Below are 15,967 nucleotides of genomic sequence, written 5' to 3'. Positions count from 1 at the left end.
CATGAGGGCCCCGTTGACCAAGTGTCAACGGGGCCCTTCCGTATGTCCGTTTTGTTGGAGAGGCTGCCCGTCTGGGCTGTGGCATGCACTACAAATCTTCGTGACCGTTTGGTGATTGACAGATGTCCGGCCTAGCGTCATCTGCGCTGTCCGCCAGTTGCACCCGCCGCACCCGCGGCATCGGACAGCCATCGCCGAGTCCCCGTCGGGCGCGAGCCTGGGGAGCCGGGGACCCATATGTCCCTGGGGTGAATCGGACGCCTTCGCGCTCGCGCGGAGGGGCCCGTAGGAGACCTTCCTGCTCCGAACCCGTCAGCTAACCCGGTAGGCGAGAAGGAAGGAAAGGATCAGCCACTACATGGCGTTCACCCGTGCCACCGGGAAGCATCGTGCTCCGAGCAGGCTGTCGCGCAGGCGTGCGGGTGTCGCGGGAGCCGCGGCCCTCGCCACCACCGGCGTCATCGGAACCCTCGCCTCCCCGGCGCTCGCCGCCGACACGGAAGCGTCCTCCGTCGAGGACACCGGTCTGAACCAGATCGTCGCCGGCGACATCCTCGCCGAGCAGGTAGACGCCCAGGCCGACGCCCAGCAGCACGAGGCCGAGCTGATCGCCGCCAAGGCCAAGGCCGAGGCCGAGGCGAAGCGGAAGGCGGAGGCCCGCGTCAAGGCCGCTCGTGAGGCCGAGGAGCGCGCCGCCCGCGAGGCCGAGCGCAAGCGCCTGATGACCTACACCCTCCCCGTCGCCGGTTCCTACGTCAGCACCGACTACCACGCGGGCGGTGCGGTCTGGTCCTCCGGCAGCCACACCGGCGTCGACTTCCACGCCGCGTCCGGCTCCTCGGTCGTCGCCGTCGGCACGGGCACGGTCGTCGAGGCGGGCTGGGGCGGTGCCTACGGCAACAACGTCGTGATCAAGATGAACGACGGCACCTACACCCAGTACGGCCATCTGTCGTCCATCGGCGTCTCCGTCGGCCAGCGGGTCACCCCGGGCCAGCAGATCGGTGTCTCCGGGTCGACCGGCAACAGCACTGGTCCGCACCTCCACTTCGAGGCCCGTACGAGCCCCGAGTACGGCTCGGACATCGACCCCGTCGCGTATCTGCGCGGCCACGGCGTCAAGGTCTGACGCTCGCAGCGAGCAGTACCCGCAGCGAGCAGTACGAAGGCCCCGGCCCGGTCATCGAGACCGGCCGGGGTCTTCGGCATATTCAGGCCAAAAGATATCCACGGATTGCTGTAGGCCATCGGAAATTGCGGCCCATTGCAATAGAGTCACCGAACAGACGTCGCTCGACTGGGTTTCGCGTGGATTAAAGGCGGAGGTTTGGTATGCGCATTCCTGCGCGCTCGGTATGCACGGCGATCCGTGACGACATCGTCTCCGGTGTCTTCGAGCGCGGCAGCCGGCTGGCCGAGGAGCAACTGGCGCGCCGGTACGGCGTCTCACGGGTCCCGGTGCGCGAGGCTCTGCGCACCCTGGAGTCGGAGGGCTTCGTCATCACCCGCCGGCATGCCGGTGCATGTGTTGCGGAGCCCACCGAGCAGGACGCCGCCGACCTCCTGGAGATACGGATGCTGCTGGAGCCGCTGGGCGCGGCGAGGGCCGCCCGGCGGCGCACCGAAGCCCACCTCAAGGTGCTGCGCGGCCTGGTCAGGCTGGGGCAGGACCGGGCGCGCCGGGGTCAGGCCGAGGATCTGCGGTCGCTGGGGGCCTGGTTCCACGAAACCCTCGCCCAGGCCTCCGGAAGCCCCGGCCTCATCGCGCTGCTCACCCAGCTCCGCCACAAGATCGCCTGGATGTACCACGTCGAGCAGCCCGCCCGGCCGGTGGAGGCATGGGGCGAGCACGGCGCGATCGTGGACGCCGTTGCGCGCGGCGACGTGGAGCGCGCGCGGGCGCTCACCGCGGTGCACGCGGAGCGGACGACGGGGGCGCACCGATTGAGGATTCCGGCGCCGGGAGCGGTGAGGGCTTCGCAACATGCCGTAAACACGGCGAGCGCCCGCCATTAACACGAGCACCGTATACAAAGAGCGGGTATTCAATTCAAAGAACAGCGGAACCGCGGGACCGGGAATTTACGGTCGTCGCGGCTCCGGTGTGCGAATTGATTGCCGGGCTCGCCGGTGTTTTCACGGCCGACTTTCCGCCCTGGTCGCGGGCCGGGCGGGAGCCCGTTCCGATCAGACCGTCTCGGGGAGTTCCTCGAGGCCTTCGGCGACGAGCTTCGCGAGTCGGTCGAGGGCGGCCTCGGCGCCGTCGGCGTCCGAAGCGAGCACGATCTCCTCGCCGCCCTCCGCGCCCAGGCCGAGCACTGCGAGCATCGAGGCGGCATTGACCGGCGTGCCGTCGGCCTTGGCGATCGTCACCGGGACGCCGGAGGCCGTGGCGGCACGGACGAAGATGGAGGCGGGGCGGGCGTGGAGGCCCTCGGCCCAGCCGACATTGACGCGGCGCTCAGCCATGGTGATGCCCTTCAAGTCCTAGCGGTTGTCTAGACCAGTATCTCATGTGCTGCGGATGGCACGGGACGGGCCTGCGATCCTCTTCCGTCCGTCGTCCGGACCTCGCGGACCGGGTCGTCCGGCTGTCCCGGGTGCACCCAGACTGCACCCCCGCTTCGGGCTTCGCGACCGGTGTCCGGGTCGTAGTCTTGCCCCCATGCAGACCCCGTCGGATCACGCGTACCCCGACCACTGGGAAGCCGACGTGGTGCTGCGTGACGGTGGCACCGCGCGCATCAGGCCCATCACCACGGAGGACGCCGAACGGCTCGTGAGCTTCTACGAGCAGGTTTCGGACGAGTCCAAGTACTACCGCTTCTTCGCGCCGTACCCCCGGCTCTCGGCGAAGGACGTGCGCCGTTTCACCCACCACGACTACGTGGACCGGGTGGGTCTCGCCGCGACGGTGGGCGGCGAGTTCATCGCGACCGTCCGCTACGACCGCATCGATGCCACCGGAATGCCTGCGTCCGCACCTGCCGACGAGGCCGAGGTCGCCTTTCTGGTGCAGGACGCGCATCAGGGGAGAGGCGTGGCATCCGCGTTGCTCGAACACATCACGGCCGTGGCGCGGGAGCGTGGGATCAGGCGGTTCGCGGCCGAGGTGCTGCCCGCGAACACCAAGATGATCAAGGTCTTCATGGACGCCGGTTACACACAGAAGCGCAGCTTCGAGGACGGGGCCGTCCGTCTGACGCTGGACCTGGAGCCGACTGCCGAGTCGCTCGCAGTGCAGCGTGCCCGGGAGCAGCGCGCCGAAGCGAGGTCCGTGCAGCGACTGCTCGCACCGGGGTCGGTCGCGGTGATCGGGGTGGGCCGTACACCGGGTGGAGTGGGCAGGGCCGCCCTGCGCAATCTCCTCGGATCGGGCTACACCGGGCGGATGTACGCGGTGAACCGCTTCCTTGCGCCGGATGTGCGCGAGCTGGACGGTGTGCCGGCGTTCCGCTCGGTCGCGGAGATCGGGCAGCCCGTCGATCTGGCGGTCGTGGCCGTCTCCGCCGAACGTGTGCCGGACGTCGTCGCGGACTGCGGGGAACACGGGGTGCAGGGGCTGGTCGTCCTGGCCGCGGGCTACGCGGAGAGCGGAGCGGAAGGGCGGTCCCGGCAGCGTGAACTGGTGCGGCAGGCGCGCTCGTACGGGATGAGGATCATCGGGCCGAACGCCTTCGGGATCATCAATACGGCGGACGCCGTCCGGCTGAACGCCTCCCTCGCCCCGGAGTCCCCGGCACCCGGCCGGATCGGGCTCTTCACCCAGTCGGGGGCGATCGGCATCGCGCTGCTCAGCGGGCTCCACCGGCGAGGTGCCGGGCTGTCCTCGTTCATCTCGTCCGGCAACCGGGCGGACGTGTCCGGGAACGACTTCCTGCAGTACTGGTACGAGGACGCGGACACCGATGTCGTTCTGCTGTATCTCGAATCGATCGGCAACCCCCGCAAGTTCACCCGCCTCGCGCGACGCACGGCCGCGGTCAAGCCGGTCGTGGTCGTCCGGGGTGCGCGGCACAGCGGCAGCGCGCCGCCGGGACATGCGGTGCCCACGACAAGGGTCCCCTACGCCACGGTCTCGGAACTGCTCGCGCAGGCAGGCGTGATCCGCGTCGACACCGTCACGGAGCTCGTGGACGCCGGGCTGTTGCTGGCCGGGCAGCCACTGCCGGCGGGGCCGCGCGTCGCGATCCTGGGCAACTCCGAGTCGCTGGGCCTGCTGACGTACGACGCCTGTCTCACGGAAGGGCTGCACCCGCTGCCGCCGCGCGATCTGACGACGGCGGCGACGCCCCAGGACTTCTGCGACGCACTGGCCGAGGCACTGGGGGACGACGCGTGCGACGCGGTCGTCGTCAACGCGATCCCCTGGGTGGGGGAGGGGGGTGTGACGGAGTCGGGCGACGGCGAGGTTCTCGCGGCGGCCCTGCGCAGCGCGGCCGCGACGGCCCCCGCCAAGCCGGTGCTCGTGGTCCACGTCGAGCTCGGCGGGCTCGCTGACGCGCTGGCCGCGGCGACGAGCTCGGCGCCACCGCGGGCGGCCGCGGCACCCGGCACCGATCAGGCTCCGGCCGGCCGGGACGGGTCCGGGCCGGGCCACCGGTTCCCGGAACCCGGAGCGGACCCCCTGGTCCCCGTCGCCGACCCGGCTCCGCCGTCGCGGACGTCCGCCCCGGGCACGCCCGCAGCGCGCCCCGCCCCTGCTCCGTCTTCCGCCCCGACGGGCGGGCCCGGTGGGCACTCGACGGGGCACGGGAGCCGGGAGCCCGTCCGGAGCGCCACCGGCGAGCCCATGCCGCCGGCCGCCGGTGACCCGCGGTATGCACATCCTGGACCGGCCTCGGGCCGTACGCCCGAGGGATCCGCCGGGGACGGCCCCACGACAGGGCCACCGCCCGCCGTGGCACACGCCCCTCGGGCCGGCGCAGCAGGCACCACCGCTCCCGGTCCGGGCGGGTCCGGGGCGACGCCCGGCACCGCGGGTCCGGCCGGCCGGACCGGGAGGAACCCGCAGGCGGATTCCGCAGGACAGGCGCCGGCCGACACGGCCCAGCGGGCACGGGGCGAGGGACGGGCCCCCGCGTCGGCGCCCCGGATCCCCGCCTACCCCGCGGCGGAGCGAGCCGTACGGGCGCTCGCCCAGACCGTGGGTTACGCGCAGTGGCGACGGGATGCCGCCGAGCCCGGGAAGGTGCCGCAGTACGACGACATCGACGAGACCGGGGCCGGCACTCTCGTCGGACGGATGCTGGACGGGACACCCGAGGGGGAGCACGGGGTCACACTGCGGGAGCAGGACGCGAGGGAGCTGCTGGCACGCTACGGGATCGACGTGCGGGCCGCTCTCCCCGCATCCGGACCGGACGCCGCCGCCCGTGCAGCCGCCCGGCTCGGCTATCCGGTGGCGCTCAAGACCACCGCCCCCCATCTGCGCCACCGGCCGGATCTCGGCGGCGTACGCCTCGACCTCGCCGACGAGCAGCAAGTGCGTCAGGCCTACGCCGAGTTGACCGAGACCCTCGGCAAGCCGGAGGAGCTCCAGCCGGTCGTACAGGCCATGGTTCCCCGTGGGGTGGACACCGTCGTGCGTGCCGCCATCGACCCGGCCGTCGGCGCCGTGCTGTCGTTCGGACTCGCAGGACCCGCCACCGAACTGCTCGGTGACACGGCCCACCGCCTCGTCCCCGCCACCGACCGCGACGCCGCCGCGCTCATCCGGTCCATCCGCACCGCCCCGCTCCTCTTCGGCTGGCGGGGGTCCGCGCCCGTCGACAGCGCGGCGCTCGAAGAGCTGCTGCTGCGCGTGTCCCGGCTGGTCGACGACCATCCCGAGGTGGTCGGCGTCAGTCTCGAACCGGTGGTCGTCGCCCAGCACGGCCTCTCCGTGCTCGGTGCCACCGTCCGGCTCGCCCCGCCCCCTCCCCGCACCGACCTCGGACCGAGGACGCTCCCCAGTTACTGAGCGCACTCCAGGGTCCCGCGGCCCCGTAGGATGGAGCCCATGGCGAAGACCGGTACGACGACCCAGGGGCTGCGCGCGGCGATCGAGCGCAGCGGCTACTACCCGGCTCTCGTGGCCGAAGCGGTGGAAGCCGCTGTGGGCGGTGAGCAGATCGCGTCGTACCTGGTGCACCAGGAGACGACGTTCGATGCGAACGAGGTCCGCCGTCACGTCACGGTCCTGGTCCTGACCGGCGCCCGCTTCATCGTCAGCCACACCGACGAACAGGCCGCCGACAGCAGTTCTCCGACGCCGTACGCCACGACGTCCACCGAATCGGTCAAGCTCGGCCGGATCTCCTCGGTCGTCCTCAGCCGTGTCGTCGCCAACCCCGAGTCGTACACGCCGGGCACCCTGCCCCGCGAGGTCGTCCTCACCATCGGCTGGGGCGCCGTGTCGCGCATCGACCTGGAGCCCGCCGCCTGCGGCGACCCCAATTGCGACGCGGACCACGGCTACACCGGAAACTCCACCGCCGACGACCTCAGCCTGCGCGTCAGCGAGGCCGGTGACGGCCCGGAGGCGGTCAGGCAGACGCTCACCTTCGCCCAGGCGCTCTCCGAGGCCACGGCCGCCACGACGGCCTCCCGCTGATGTCCCAGCACGTCTCCGCCTGGCCCGAGGAACCTCTCCCGCTCGCACTCGACACCGCGGCCGTACCGGCGTACGGCTCGGCGTCGCTCGCCGATCTGCTGCCGACGGTCGCGGCGGGGCAGGGGGTGCCAGGGCTGGGCACCGCCATCGCGGAGCTCAAGCCCGCCGACCGGAACTGCATCTTCCTCATCGACGGTCTCGGCTGGGAGCAGCTCAGGGCCCACCCCGACGAGGCACCCTTTCTGACCTCGCTCCTCGGCTCCTCCTGCGGGGGCACGGGCGAACCGATCACCGTCGGCTTCCCCGCCACCACGGCCACCTCGCTCGCTTCCTTCGGCACCGGGCTGCCGCCCGGCCGGCACGGACTGCCCGGCTACACCGCCCGCAATCCGGAGACCGGCGAGCTGATGAACCAGTTGCGCTGGAAGCCATGGACGTCCCCGCGCGTCTGGCAGCCGTATCCGACGATCTTCCAGCTGGCCGACGAGGCCGGGGTGCACACCGCGCAGGTCTCGTCGCCGGCGTTCCGGGAAACCCCGCTCACCAAGATCGCGCTGAGCGGCGGAACGTTTCACGGCAGGCTCACCGGTGAGGAGCGGATGGACTTCGCGGCGGAGCAGCTCGCCGCGGCCGACCGGTCGCTCGTCTACACGTATTACAGCGAGGTCGACGGCAAGGGGCACCGCTTCGGCGTCGACTCCGACGCCTGGCGCGGCCAGTTGATGTACGTCGACCGTCTGGTGCAGCGACTTGCCGAACAGCTCCCGCCGCGTACGGCGCTCTACGTCACGGCCGACCACGGCATGATCGACATCCCTTTCGACGAGGAGTCGCGGATCGACTTCGACGAGGACTGGGAACTGCGGGCCGGTGTCGCCCTGCTCGGCGGCGAAGGGCGTGCCCGGCATGTGTACGCGGTCCCGGGCGCCGAAGCGGACGTGCTCGCCGTCTGGCGGGAGGTGCTCGGTGACCGCTTCTGGGTGGCAAGCCGCGACGAGGCGACCGAGGCGGGCTGGTTCGGTCCGCAGATGGACGAGCGGGTCCGGCTGCGTGTCGGCGATGTCGTGGCCGCGGCCCAGGCCGATGTCGCGATCACCGCTTCGGTGAACGAGCCCAACGAGTCCGCGATGGTCGGTATGCATGGCTCCATGACCCCGGCCGAGCAGCTCGTACCGCTCGTAGAGGTACGTTCGTAGTCCCCAGGCAGCTGAGCAGTACCGAAGTCCGCAGTCCTGAAGCCGCAGTCCCGAAGGTGCAGTCCCCCGCAGGCATCCCGGCACCCGGCCAGAAAACCGAAAGGTCGTCACTTTGTCATGCCCGAGCTGGTGTTCTTCTCCGGAACGATGGACTGCGGAAAGAGCACCCTCTCACTGGGGAATCCGCCATGTGTCGGCGCTGCCCGCCCGATGCCCCGAAAGGTCACTTCCTACTGATGTCCGAACTGGTCTTTTTCTCAGGCACCATGGACTGTGGGAAGAGCACACTGGCGCTGCAAATCACCCACAACCGCTCGGCCCGCGGCCTCCAGAGCATGATCTTCACCCGCCAGGACCGCGCCGGCGAGGGCAAGCTCTCGTCCCGCCTGGGCCTGGTGACCGACGCGGTCGAGGTGACCGACGCGATGGATCTGTATGCGTACGTGGTCGGTGAGCTGTCCCAGGGTGGGAGAGCGGACTACGTGATCGTGGACGAGGCCCAGTTCCTGGCATCAGAGCAGATCGACCAGTTGGCCAGGATCGTGGATGACCTCGACATGGACGTCTTCGCCTTCGGGATCACGACGGACTTCCGCACGAAGCTCTTTCCGGGCTCGCAGCGCCTCATCGAACTCGCGGACCGCATAGAGCAGCTCCAGGTCGAGGCGCTGTGCTGGTGCGGCGCACGTGCTACCCACAACGCCCGGACCGTCGACGGGGAGATGGTTGTCGAGGGCGAACAGGTCGTCGTGGGCGACGTCAACCGCGCCGTAGAGGTGGGCTACGAGGTCCTGTGCCGACGCCACCACCGGCGCCGTATGACCGCTGCCTCGGCACGGGCCGCCGCGCTCTCCCCGGACGTGCTTCCCGTCGCGCCCGCCTGACCGCGCCCGGCGGCAGGGCCGCGCCGAGGCGTCTGCCAGGGCACGCCGACGGGGTCTCCCGGCGGCTCTGTCCCGCTGAGGTCTCCCGGCTGTACGTTTCAGCGCTGTGCCGACCGCACGATCGTGAAGACCGCGCCCTCCGGGTCCGCCACCGTGGCGAGCCGCCCGCTCGTGCCCTCCACGGGTGGGTTCAGCACATGCCCGCCGAGGTCCACCACATCGGCGGCGGTCGCGTCGGTGTCCTCGACCTCGAAGTACGTCATCCAGTGCGAGCCCCGGTCGCGGGGCAGGGCAGGGCCGACGCCGTGCAGAGAGGCCACGGCGCGGCCCGCCAGATGGAGGGTCATGTAGTCGAACTCGGCGGAGACCACCGGCTCCACGTCGTAGCCGAAGACGGACTGGTAGAACTTGCTGACCGACGACGTCTCGCGCGTCACCAGCTCGTTCCAGACCGGGGTGCCGTGCGTGCCGAACAGGGCGGTGCCGGTGTGGGCGGCGGCCTGCCAGATGCCGAACACCCCGCCCTCCGGATCCGAGGCGATCGCAAGCCGTCCCGCCTCGTCCGCGTCCAGCGGCCCGACGCCGACCGTGCCGCCGCAGCTTCTGATCTGCTCCGCCGTCTCGTCGGCGTCGTCCGTCGCCATGTATGGCGTCCAGGCGATCGGAAGATGGCGGTCGAGAGGGAGCTGGCCGATGCCCGCCACCTCCTTGCCGTCGATCAGTGCGCGGACGTACGGGCCCAGATGCCGCGGACCGGGGACGAAGTCCCAGCCGAACAGGGCCCGGTAGAACTCCTGTGTCGCGGAAAGTCCGTGCACCATCAGGCTCACCCAGCAGGGCGTGCCCGGTCTGCGCCGGGTCGCCTCGGTCGTCATCGTCGCTCTCTCCTCGGACCATCGTCGTGGCCGTACGGCGGGGAACCCGGAACGGGCCGTGGTGGCCAGCGGCCCACTGCCCCCTGCAGATGCTTGCACCACCCGGCGCGCGGCGTGTCCCGGCCGCGCCGTACTTCCCGGGATCTCCCAGGAGGATGCCCGTTCTGGCATGGCCCATCCCCTCCGTCGCCAAGGGGCCGACGCCCTGCGCGAGGATGGCTCTTATGACCCCCATCATCACCGCAACAGAACTCGCGAGCGAGTCGGCCGGTCCACGGCCTCCCGTCCTTCTCGACGTCCGCTGGCAGCTGAGCCTGGCCAAGGCGGCCGGGGCCCCTGCCTTCGACGGACGAGCCGCGTACGAGGCCGGGCACATCCCCGGTGCCGTGTACATCGACCTGGACTCCGAGCTGGCGGGCCCGCCGGGGGAGGGTGGCCGGCATCCGCTGCCCGACGTGACGGCCTTCGGCGCGGTGATGCGCCGTGCCGGTGTCTCGTCCGGCACCCCGGTCGTCGTGTACGACGGGGGCCTGGGCTGGGCCGCGGCGCGTGCCTGGTGGCTGCTGCGCTGGACCGGGCACGCCCATGTGCGGGTCCTGGACGGTGGTCTGGCGGCCTGGGACGGCTCCCTGACGACGGAGGTCCCCACTCCTGAGGCGGGTGACTTCACTCCGGCACCGGGTGCCCTGCCGCTGCTCGACGCGGCCGGGGCCGCTGCCCTGGCCCGCTCCGGGCTGCTGCTGGACGCGCGTGCCGCGGAGCGCTACCGCGGCGATGTCGAGCCGATCGACCGGGTCGGCGGCCACGTTCCGGGTGCGGTCTCGGCCCCGACGACGGAGAACGTCGATCCGGGAGCCACCACGTTCCTCCCCGCGGAGGAACTGACGGCACGTTTCAAGCGCCTCGGTGCCCTGGACGTCGCCGAGGTCGGCGTCTACTGCGGTTCCGGTGTGTCCGCAGCCCATGAGGTCCTGGCGCTGGAGATCGCGGGTGTCCCGGCGGCCCTCTATGCGGGCTCCTGGTCGGAGTGGTCCTCCGACGAGGCGCGCCCGGTGGCCAAGGGCCCGGACCCGCAGTAGCACCGGCCCGCCCCTGGTTTGTTTCGGGGCGCGGCCGTGTCCGACGCCGGGCGGGGCGAGCCTCGTCCGGAACGGATGCCCTGGAGGCGTGGAGGCGTGGAAAGGGGCTCGTACGGAGTGCGGTACGAGCCCCGTGCGCCGTGCCGGCGCTACTCCTGCTTCTTCCGCCGGGTCCCGAACACGATCTCGTCCCAGCTCGGAACGGCTGCGCGACGGCCCGGACGGACACCGTCGGCCTCTGCCTGGCGGTCGGTCGTGCCGGTGAGGCGGTCGCGGTGGCCGCTCACCGCGCGGGGCATGAGGACGTCCGCGTAGGCCGAGCCGGCACCCGCCGACGCGGCAGGGGCAGGGGGTTCCTCGGCCTCGGGCTCCTGGGCCGGGTCGGTGGCGGGCGGGTCGGCCGTCGCCGTCCGGTCGGGGACGACCATGTCACCGCGGAAGCTCGGGACCGCCTCGAGGAGGCTGGTCAGCGAGTCGCGTTCGCCCTCATCGGCCTCGGACGGGGCCGGCGCCGGGCGCTCCAGTGCGCGGTCGAGAGCACGGTCGAGCGGCCTGTCCCGCGGCAGCCGGGCGATGCGGGGCACGAACGGGAAGCTCGGCTCCTGCGTGATCATGGCGTCGTCGGTCTCGCCGATCAGCGCACGCGCCTCGTCGTCGACGGCCTGCACCAGCCGCCGCGGCGGGTCGTACGTCCAGCTCGCCGAGTGCGGTTCGCCCGCCACCCGGTAGACCAGCAGCACCTCCCAGGTGCCGTCGTCCCGGCGCCAGGAGTCCCACTGGACGCTGTCCTTCTCGGCGCCGCGCAGCAGCAGCCGCTCCTGCACCGCCTCGCCGAGCTGGGGCCCGGTGTTCTCGCCGGGGCGTCGTACGGGCGTCTTGCGTGCCCGCTCGGCCATGAAGGCCCGCTCCGCAAGCACGGGCCCCTCGAAACGCCGCACGCGGTCGACCGGGATTCCGGCGAGCTGGGCGACCTCCTCCGCGGAGGCACCGGACCGTATGCGCGCCTGGATGTCGCGGGGGCGGAGGTGGCTCTCCACCTCGATCTCGATCTGGCCGAGGCGTGCGCGGTCGTTGCGCACGGCAGCGCGCAGCCGCTCATCAATCGGAAGCGTGTACTCCGTGCTGTCCGCAGCCTTCAGCACCAGTCGTGTGCCGTCGTTGGAGACGGCCACGACACGCAGTTCGGGCATGGGGACCTCCCGGGTGGTGCCTGCCGACGTCACGTGCGTCGCTGCTTCCGCTAGTCGAGTGTGGCCTGCCCGGGTGCAGCCTGCCACAACCTTGCCGAGTTGCCCGGCGTGTCGGGCGTGGGCCCTGGATCGCCGTTATGGCACGGTTACCTGTTTGCAACGCAGCGTGACGAACCGTCACTCTGTGCAGCAGGCGCCCGTGCGGTGCCGCGGCGCCGCCGGTTCGAGTGCCACTTTCGGCCCCCTCCCGTAAGCCCGGATACCCGTGAGGGACACCGAACCCAGGGCTCGCCACAGTACTCCATTCGGGCCATGGGGGTGGACCGGCGCGCCGCCGAACTTGTCGCGGGGAGCGGGAGTTGGGATCCGCGCCCGCGAAATGATGGTGTCAAGATTCACAGAATCCGCATAAGCGGAACCATTGCCTTCGCCCATTTGTCCCTTCCTGGTGCATGGTGGGACAGATGGGTGAACAGAGGCCGGAGATGCATCAGAAGCAGGATGTGGACGAGCGGAGGGTGATACGGCAGGCGGAGCGACCGTCGGGGCAACAACGGGAGCGACGGCTGGATCTGAGCGTCCCCCAGGTCGCGGGCAGCACGCTCGCGGCGGTTGCGGCCGCAGTGCTCGCATCGCGTCTCGGGGTCTACGGCACCGTCGTGGGCGCGGGTGTGGTGAGCGTGGTGGCGACCTGTGGCGGCCCGGTCTTCCAGCACCTGTTCCGGCGAACCGGCGAACAGATCCGCGATGCCACGGCCCATGCCCGGCCGAGGCCCCACGAGCCCGGTGTTCATCCACCGAACGAGGTGCCTCCCGAAGGGGAGTTCGGTGCGCCGACGATGCATGGCATCCGCATTCGGGGCTGGAAGCGGTCCGTGCCGGTCGCCGCCGTCGTCTTCGCCGTGGCGATGCTCGGAATCACTGCGTACGAGGTCGCGTCGGGCAAGGACCTCGGCGGGGGCTCGGGCACGACGGTCGGCTCGGTCGTACGGGGGACCGGTGACGGCGGCAGCCCCAAGGACCCCGCACCCGGGCCGGCTCCTTCGGGCAGCACCTCGGACGCCCCGTCACGGGACGGAAGTCAGCGCCACGGGCGCGAGGGTGACGGGCGGAACCCGGCGCCCGACAGCGGCTCCCGCGCCCCGCTGAGCCCCGGCGGCCCAGGGGAGAGCACGGATACCGACCGAGGTGACGGCGCAAGCGGGTCCGAACCCGCCCCCGACGACACCGCCCCGGCGGGCGAGGACGCCCGGCCCCCGTCGCCCGGCACTCCGCCCGCGCCGTCCGCCTCCACGGGAACAGGCACGGGAACGGGAGAAGGGACAGGAATGGACGCAGGCCCGTCCTAGGCCGGTCCGCGGGGTCCCGCCCGAGCCCGCTCGCCGTGTGTCGTGCCCGCCGGAGTGCGCACGTACGAGGACACTCCTCCGCCGGCACGCAGCCCGAGCCGGACGTGAGAAGGGCGACCCACGACCCGTCCCGGGGTGCCCTGTTGGAGACCCGGGCGCCGGACGCCGCGAGCTTTCCGGCGGACCCCTTCCGGTGGCAGCGCTATGCGCCCAGCACCCGTCGCAGATAGTCGTTGCCGAACACCCGGTCGGGATCCAGCCGGTCCCGGAGCGCGGTGAACTCGCCGAACCGCGGGTACACGCCGGCGAAGTACTCCGCGTCGCGGGTGTGGATCTTGCCCCAGTGGGGGCGTCCGCCGTGTGCAGTCATGATCCGCTCGACCGCGGTGAAGTACGAGCGGTACGGCGTGCCCTTGTACATGTGCACGGCGATGTACGCGCTCTCGCGGCCCGAGGCCGTCGACAGCGTGATGTCGTCCGCCGGGGCGGTCCGCACCTCGACAGGGAAGCTGATCCGCAGTGGTGAACGATCGATCATCGTCTTCAGCTCGCGCAGCGCCTCGATCGCGGCCTCCCTCGGCAGCGCATATTCCATCTCCACGAAGCGAACCCTGCGGGGACTTGTGAAGACCTTGTAGGGAATGTCCGTGTACGTGCGGGCGGAGAGGGCCCGGCTGGAGACCTTCGCGATCGCGGGAATTGTCGCGGGCACTGCCCGGCCGAGCGAATTGACCACCTGGAACAGGCCGTTGGAGAGCAGCTCGTCCTCGATCCAGCCGCTGACCGCTCCGGGCGGGGCGGCGGGACCGGCGCTGCGGTTGTTGCGCTTGGTGTTGCAGCTGCCCGTGTGGGGGAACCAGTAGAACTCGAAGTGCTCGTTCTCCGCGTGCAGCTCGTCGAACTCGGCCGTGACGCGGTCGAACGGCATCGGCTCCTCGCGCGCCGTGAGCAGGAACAGCGGCTCCACGGCGAAGGTGATCGCGCTGACCACTCCCAGCGCGCCGAGGCCGATCCGGGCCGCGGCGAAGATCTCGGGATTCTCCTTCTCGGAGCAGCGGAGCAGTGAGCCGTCCGCCGTGATCAGCTCGAGCCCTCTGATCTGGGCGGCGATCGACGCGGAGTCACGGCCCGTGCCGTGCGTGCCGGTGCTGGTCGCGCCCGCGACCGTCTGCTCCATGATGTCGCCCATGTTCGTGAGCGACAGATCCTCACGGGCGAGCGCGGTGTTGAGCCGCTTCAGCGGCGTCCCCGCCTCGACGGTGACCGTCATCGCCGTGCGGTCGATCTCGCGGATGCCGGTGAGCAGGTCCGGCCGTATCAGGACGCCGTCGGTCGCGGCGATCGCGGTGAACGAGTGACCGGTGCCCACCGTCTTCACCCGCAGACCGTCCTCGGCCGCACGCCGTACGACGGCGGCCAGTTCATCGGCGGTGGCGGGCGACTCCTCCCGCTGGGGGCGGGAGTTCACCGTGCCCGCCCAATTACGCCACGCGCTCGCCGTTCTGGTCGTGGATGTGCTCGTCATCCTGCCCCTCCCGCGTCGGCACCGGCCTGCGCAGCCGGCGGTACCCCAGGAACGCCACCACGGCCGCGAGCGCTCCCGCCACCGCGGGCACCCCGTACGCGGCACCGGCCCCGAACTCGTCCACCACCCGGCCGGCGGCCGCGGAGCCCAGTGCCACACCGACCGCCAGCCCGGTGCCTGTCCAGGTCATGCCCTCGGTCAGCTTGGTGCGCGGTACGTGCGCTTCGACGAGGGCCATCGTGGTCACCATCGTCGGTGCGATGGCCAGGCCGGCGACAAAGAGCGCCACGGCCAGGATCGGCAGATTCCCGGCCAGTTGGAGGGGGATCATACTCACGGCCATCGCACAGACACCCAGGACCCACCTGCGGGACGGTTCGCCCCTGAGGTGGAGCAGTCCGAAGACGGCCCCGGCGAGACAGGACCCCAGCGCATAGACCGAGAGGACGACGCTCGACCATGCCTTGTGGCCCTGCTCGTCCGCGAAGGCCACCGTCGCCACGTCCACCGCCCCGAAGATCGCGCCCGTCGCCACGAACGTGACGGCGAGGACCTGCAGTCCGGGAGAGCGCAGAGCGGAACCGCCGGAGTGATCCCCGTGAGGATGCGGCACGGGTTCGGTGGCGCGCTGGGCCGTCAGCCACAGGACTCCTGCGACGAGGAAGACGGTGGCCAGCAGCGGACCGGCCGCCGGGAACCAGACCGTCGACAGGCCGATGGAGACGATCGGGCCGATGACGAAGCACACCTCGTCGGCGATCGACTCGAAGGCATAGGCGGTGTGCAGCTCACGCGGCGACCCCTCGTAGATCGCCAACCAGCGGGCCCTGGTCATCGCGCCGACCGCCGGAATGCAGCCCGCGCACGCGGTGAAGGCGAAGAGGGTCCAGTCCGGCGCGCCCTGCTGCGCGCAGACGAGCAGGCCCGAGACGGCCGCGACCGAGATCAGCATGGCGGGGCGCATCACCCGGCGCTGACCGTGCCGGTCGACCAGTCGGGAGACCTGGGGGCCGAGGACGGCAGCCGAGAGCGCGAGGGTCGCGGTGAGCGCGCCGGCCAGGCCGTAACGCCCCGTCAGCTGGGAAATCATGGTCACGATGCCGATGCCCATCATGGACAGCGGCATCCGGCCGAAGAAGCCGGCGGCGGAGAACGCGACGGTGCCGGGGGCGGCGAATATCGCGCGATAAGGGCTGGGCAAGGGGGCGCTCCGTCGGGCGTGGGCATGCGGGCGCGCGAGCGCTCCGTAAGGTGCGTGGAAGGCTTGAACAGCT

At 71.3% G+C, this 15,967-nt stretch carries 13 protein-coding genes and 1 riboswitch; of the genes, 8 read left to right on the top strand and 5 right to left on the bottom strand.

Translation table 11 applies throughout. The features are described from left to right. Positions 1–182: 182 nt before the first annotated feature. Positions 183–345, top strand: a riboswitch (cyclic di-AMP (ydaO/yuaA leader). Between the two features lie 13 nt (positions 346–358). Both AC068D_RS27900 and AC068D_RS27895 read left to right on the top strand, forming a co-directional pair. Continuing rightward, positions 359–1,129 (top strand): M23 family metallopeptidase, encoded by a 771-nt coding sequence (locus tag AC068D_RS27900; RefSeq protein WP_478825848.1) that lies wholly within the window; start codon positions 359–361, stop codon positions 1,127–1,129. A gap of 203 nt (positions 1,130–1,332) precedes the next feature. Further along, positions 1,333–2,016, top strand: coding sequence for a GntR family transcriptional regulator (locus tag AC068D_RS27895; RefSeq protein WP_478825847.1), 684 nt, complete (start codon positions 1,333–1,335; stop codon positions 2,014–2,016). Between the two features lie 171 nt (positions 2,017–2,187). Here the strand turns inward: AC068D_RS27895 and AC068D_RS27890 are convergent, their stop codons facing one another. After that, positions 2,188–2,469, bottom strand: a complete 282-nt coding sequence (locus AC068D_RS27890) for an HPr family phosphocarrier protein (RefSeq protein WP_242330306.1) — start codon at positions 2,467–2,469, stop codon at positions 2,188–2,190. A 196-nt stretch (positions 2,470–2,665) separates the two neighbouring features. Between AC068D_RS27890 and AC068D_RS27885 the strand changes: the two genes are divergently transcribed. The 4 genes from AC068D_RS27885 to AC068D_RS27870 all read left to right on the top strand — a co-directional run bounded on the left by AC068D_RS27885 (position 2,666) and on the right by AC068D_RS27870 (position 8,675). Beyond that, entirely contained in the window at positions 2,666–5,962 is a 3,297-nt protein-coding gene (locus tag AC068D_RS27885; RefSeq protein WP_478825846.1) for a bifunctional acetate--CoA ligase family protein/GNAT family N-acetyltransferase, read from the top strand. A gap of 39 nt (positions 5,963–6,001) precedes the next feature. Beyond that, positions 6,002–6,595: a DUF5998 family protein gene (locus AC068D_RS27880; RefSeq protein WP_478825845.1), complete on the top strand. Its 594-nt coding sequence runs from the start codon at positions 6,002–6,004 to the stop codon at positions 6,593–6,595. Beyond that, entirely contained in the window at positions 6,595–7,791 is a 1,197-nt protein-coding gene (locus AC068D_RS27875; protein WP_478825844.1) for an alkaline phosphatase family protein, read from the top strand. Before AC068D_RS27880 ends, AC068D_RS27875 begins: the two co-directional genes overlap by 1 nt. A gap of 236 nt (positions 7,792–8,027) precedes the next feature. After that, entirely contained in the window at positions 8,028–8,675 is a 648-nt protein-coding gene (locus tag AC068D_RS27870; RefSeq protein WP_478825843.1) for a thymidine kinase, read from the top strand. A 98-nt stretch (positions 8,676–8,773) separates the two neighbouring features. On the opposite strand, the gene AC068D_RS27865 is transcribed toward AC068D_RS27870, so the two are convergent. Beyond that, complete coding sequence (locus AC068D_RS27865; protein ID WP_478825842.1) at positions 8,774–9,550, bottom strand: VOC family protein; 777 nt, start codon at positions 9,548–9,550, stop codon at positions 8,774–8,776. Positions 9,551–9,774: 224 nt separating this feature from the next. Here AC068D_RS27865 and AC068D_RS27860 point away from each other — a divergent pair, with 224 nt between their 5' ends. Then, on the top strand, positions 9,775–10,629 hold the full coding sequence (locus AC068D_RS27860; RefSeq protein ID WP_478825841.1) for a sulfurtransferase: 855 nt from the start codon (positions 9,775–9,777) through the stop codon (positions 10,627–10,629). A gap of 149 nt (positions 10,630–10,778) precedes the next feature. Here AC068D_RS27860 and sepH read toward each other — a convergent pair whose 3' ends face one another. Next, the gene (gene sepH, locus AC068D_RS27855; RefSeq protein ID WP_478825840.1) at positions 10,779–11,819 is read right to left on the bottom strand and encodes a septation protein SepH; all 1,041 of its coding nucleotides are present in this window, start codon (positions 11,817–11,819) and stop codon (positions 10,779–10,781) included. Positions 11,820–12,283: 464 nt separating this feature from the next. On the opposite strand from sepH, the gene AC068D_RS27850 reads away from it, so the two are divergent. Next, positions 12,284–13,168 carry a hypothetical protein gene (locus AC068D_RS27850; RefSeq protein WP_478825839.1) on the top strand — a complete coding sequence of 295 codons (885 nt, stop codon included), beginning with the start codon at positions 12,284–12,286 and terminating at the stop codon, positions 13,166–13,168. 202 nt (positions 13,169–13,370) lie between these two features. Here AC068D_RS27850 and AC068D_RS27845 read toward each other — a convergent pair whose 3' ends face one another. Next, positions 13,371–14,693, bottom strand: coding sequence for a D-arabinono-1,4-lactone oxidase (locus AC068D_RS27845; RefSeq protein WP_478825838.1), 1,323 nt, complete (start codon positions 14,691–14,693; stop codon positions 13,371–13,373). Further along, entirely contained in the window at positions 14,650–15,894 is a 1,245-nt protein-coding gene (locus tag AC068D_RS27840) for an MFS transporter (protein ID WP_478825837.1), read from the bottom strand. The genes AC068D_RS27845 and AC068D_RS27840 overlap by 44 nt, the downstream gene beginning before the upstream one ends. Between the last annotated feature and the right edge of the window lie 73 nt (positions 15,895–15,967).

This window comes from Streptomyces sp. NPDC043861 (assembly GCF_056435905.1).
The sequence above is the reverse complement of the archived record's forward strand: the minus strand, read 5'-3'. Positions and strand labels throughout refer to the sequence as shown.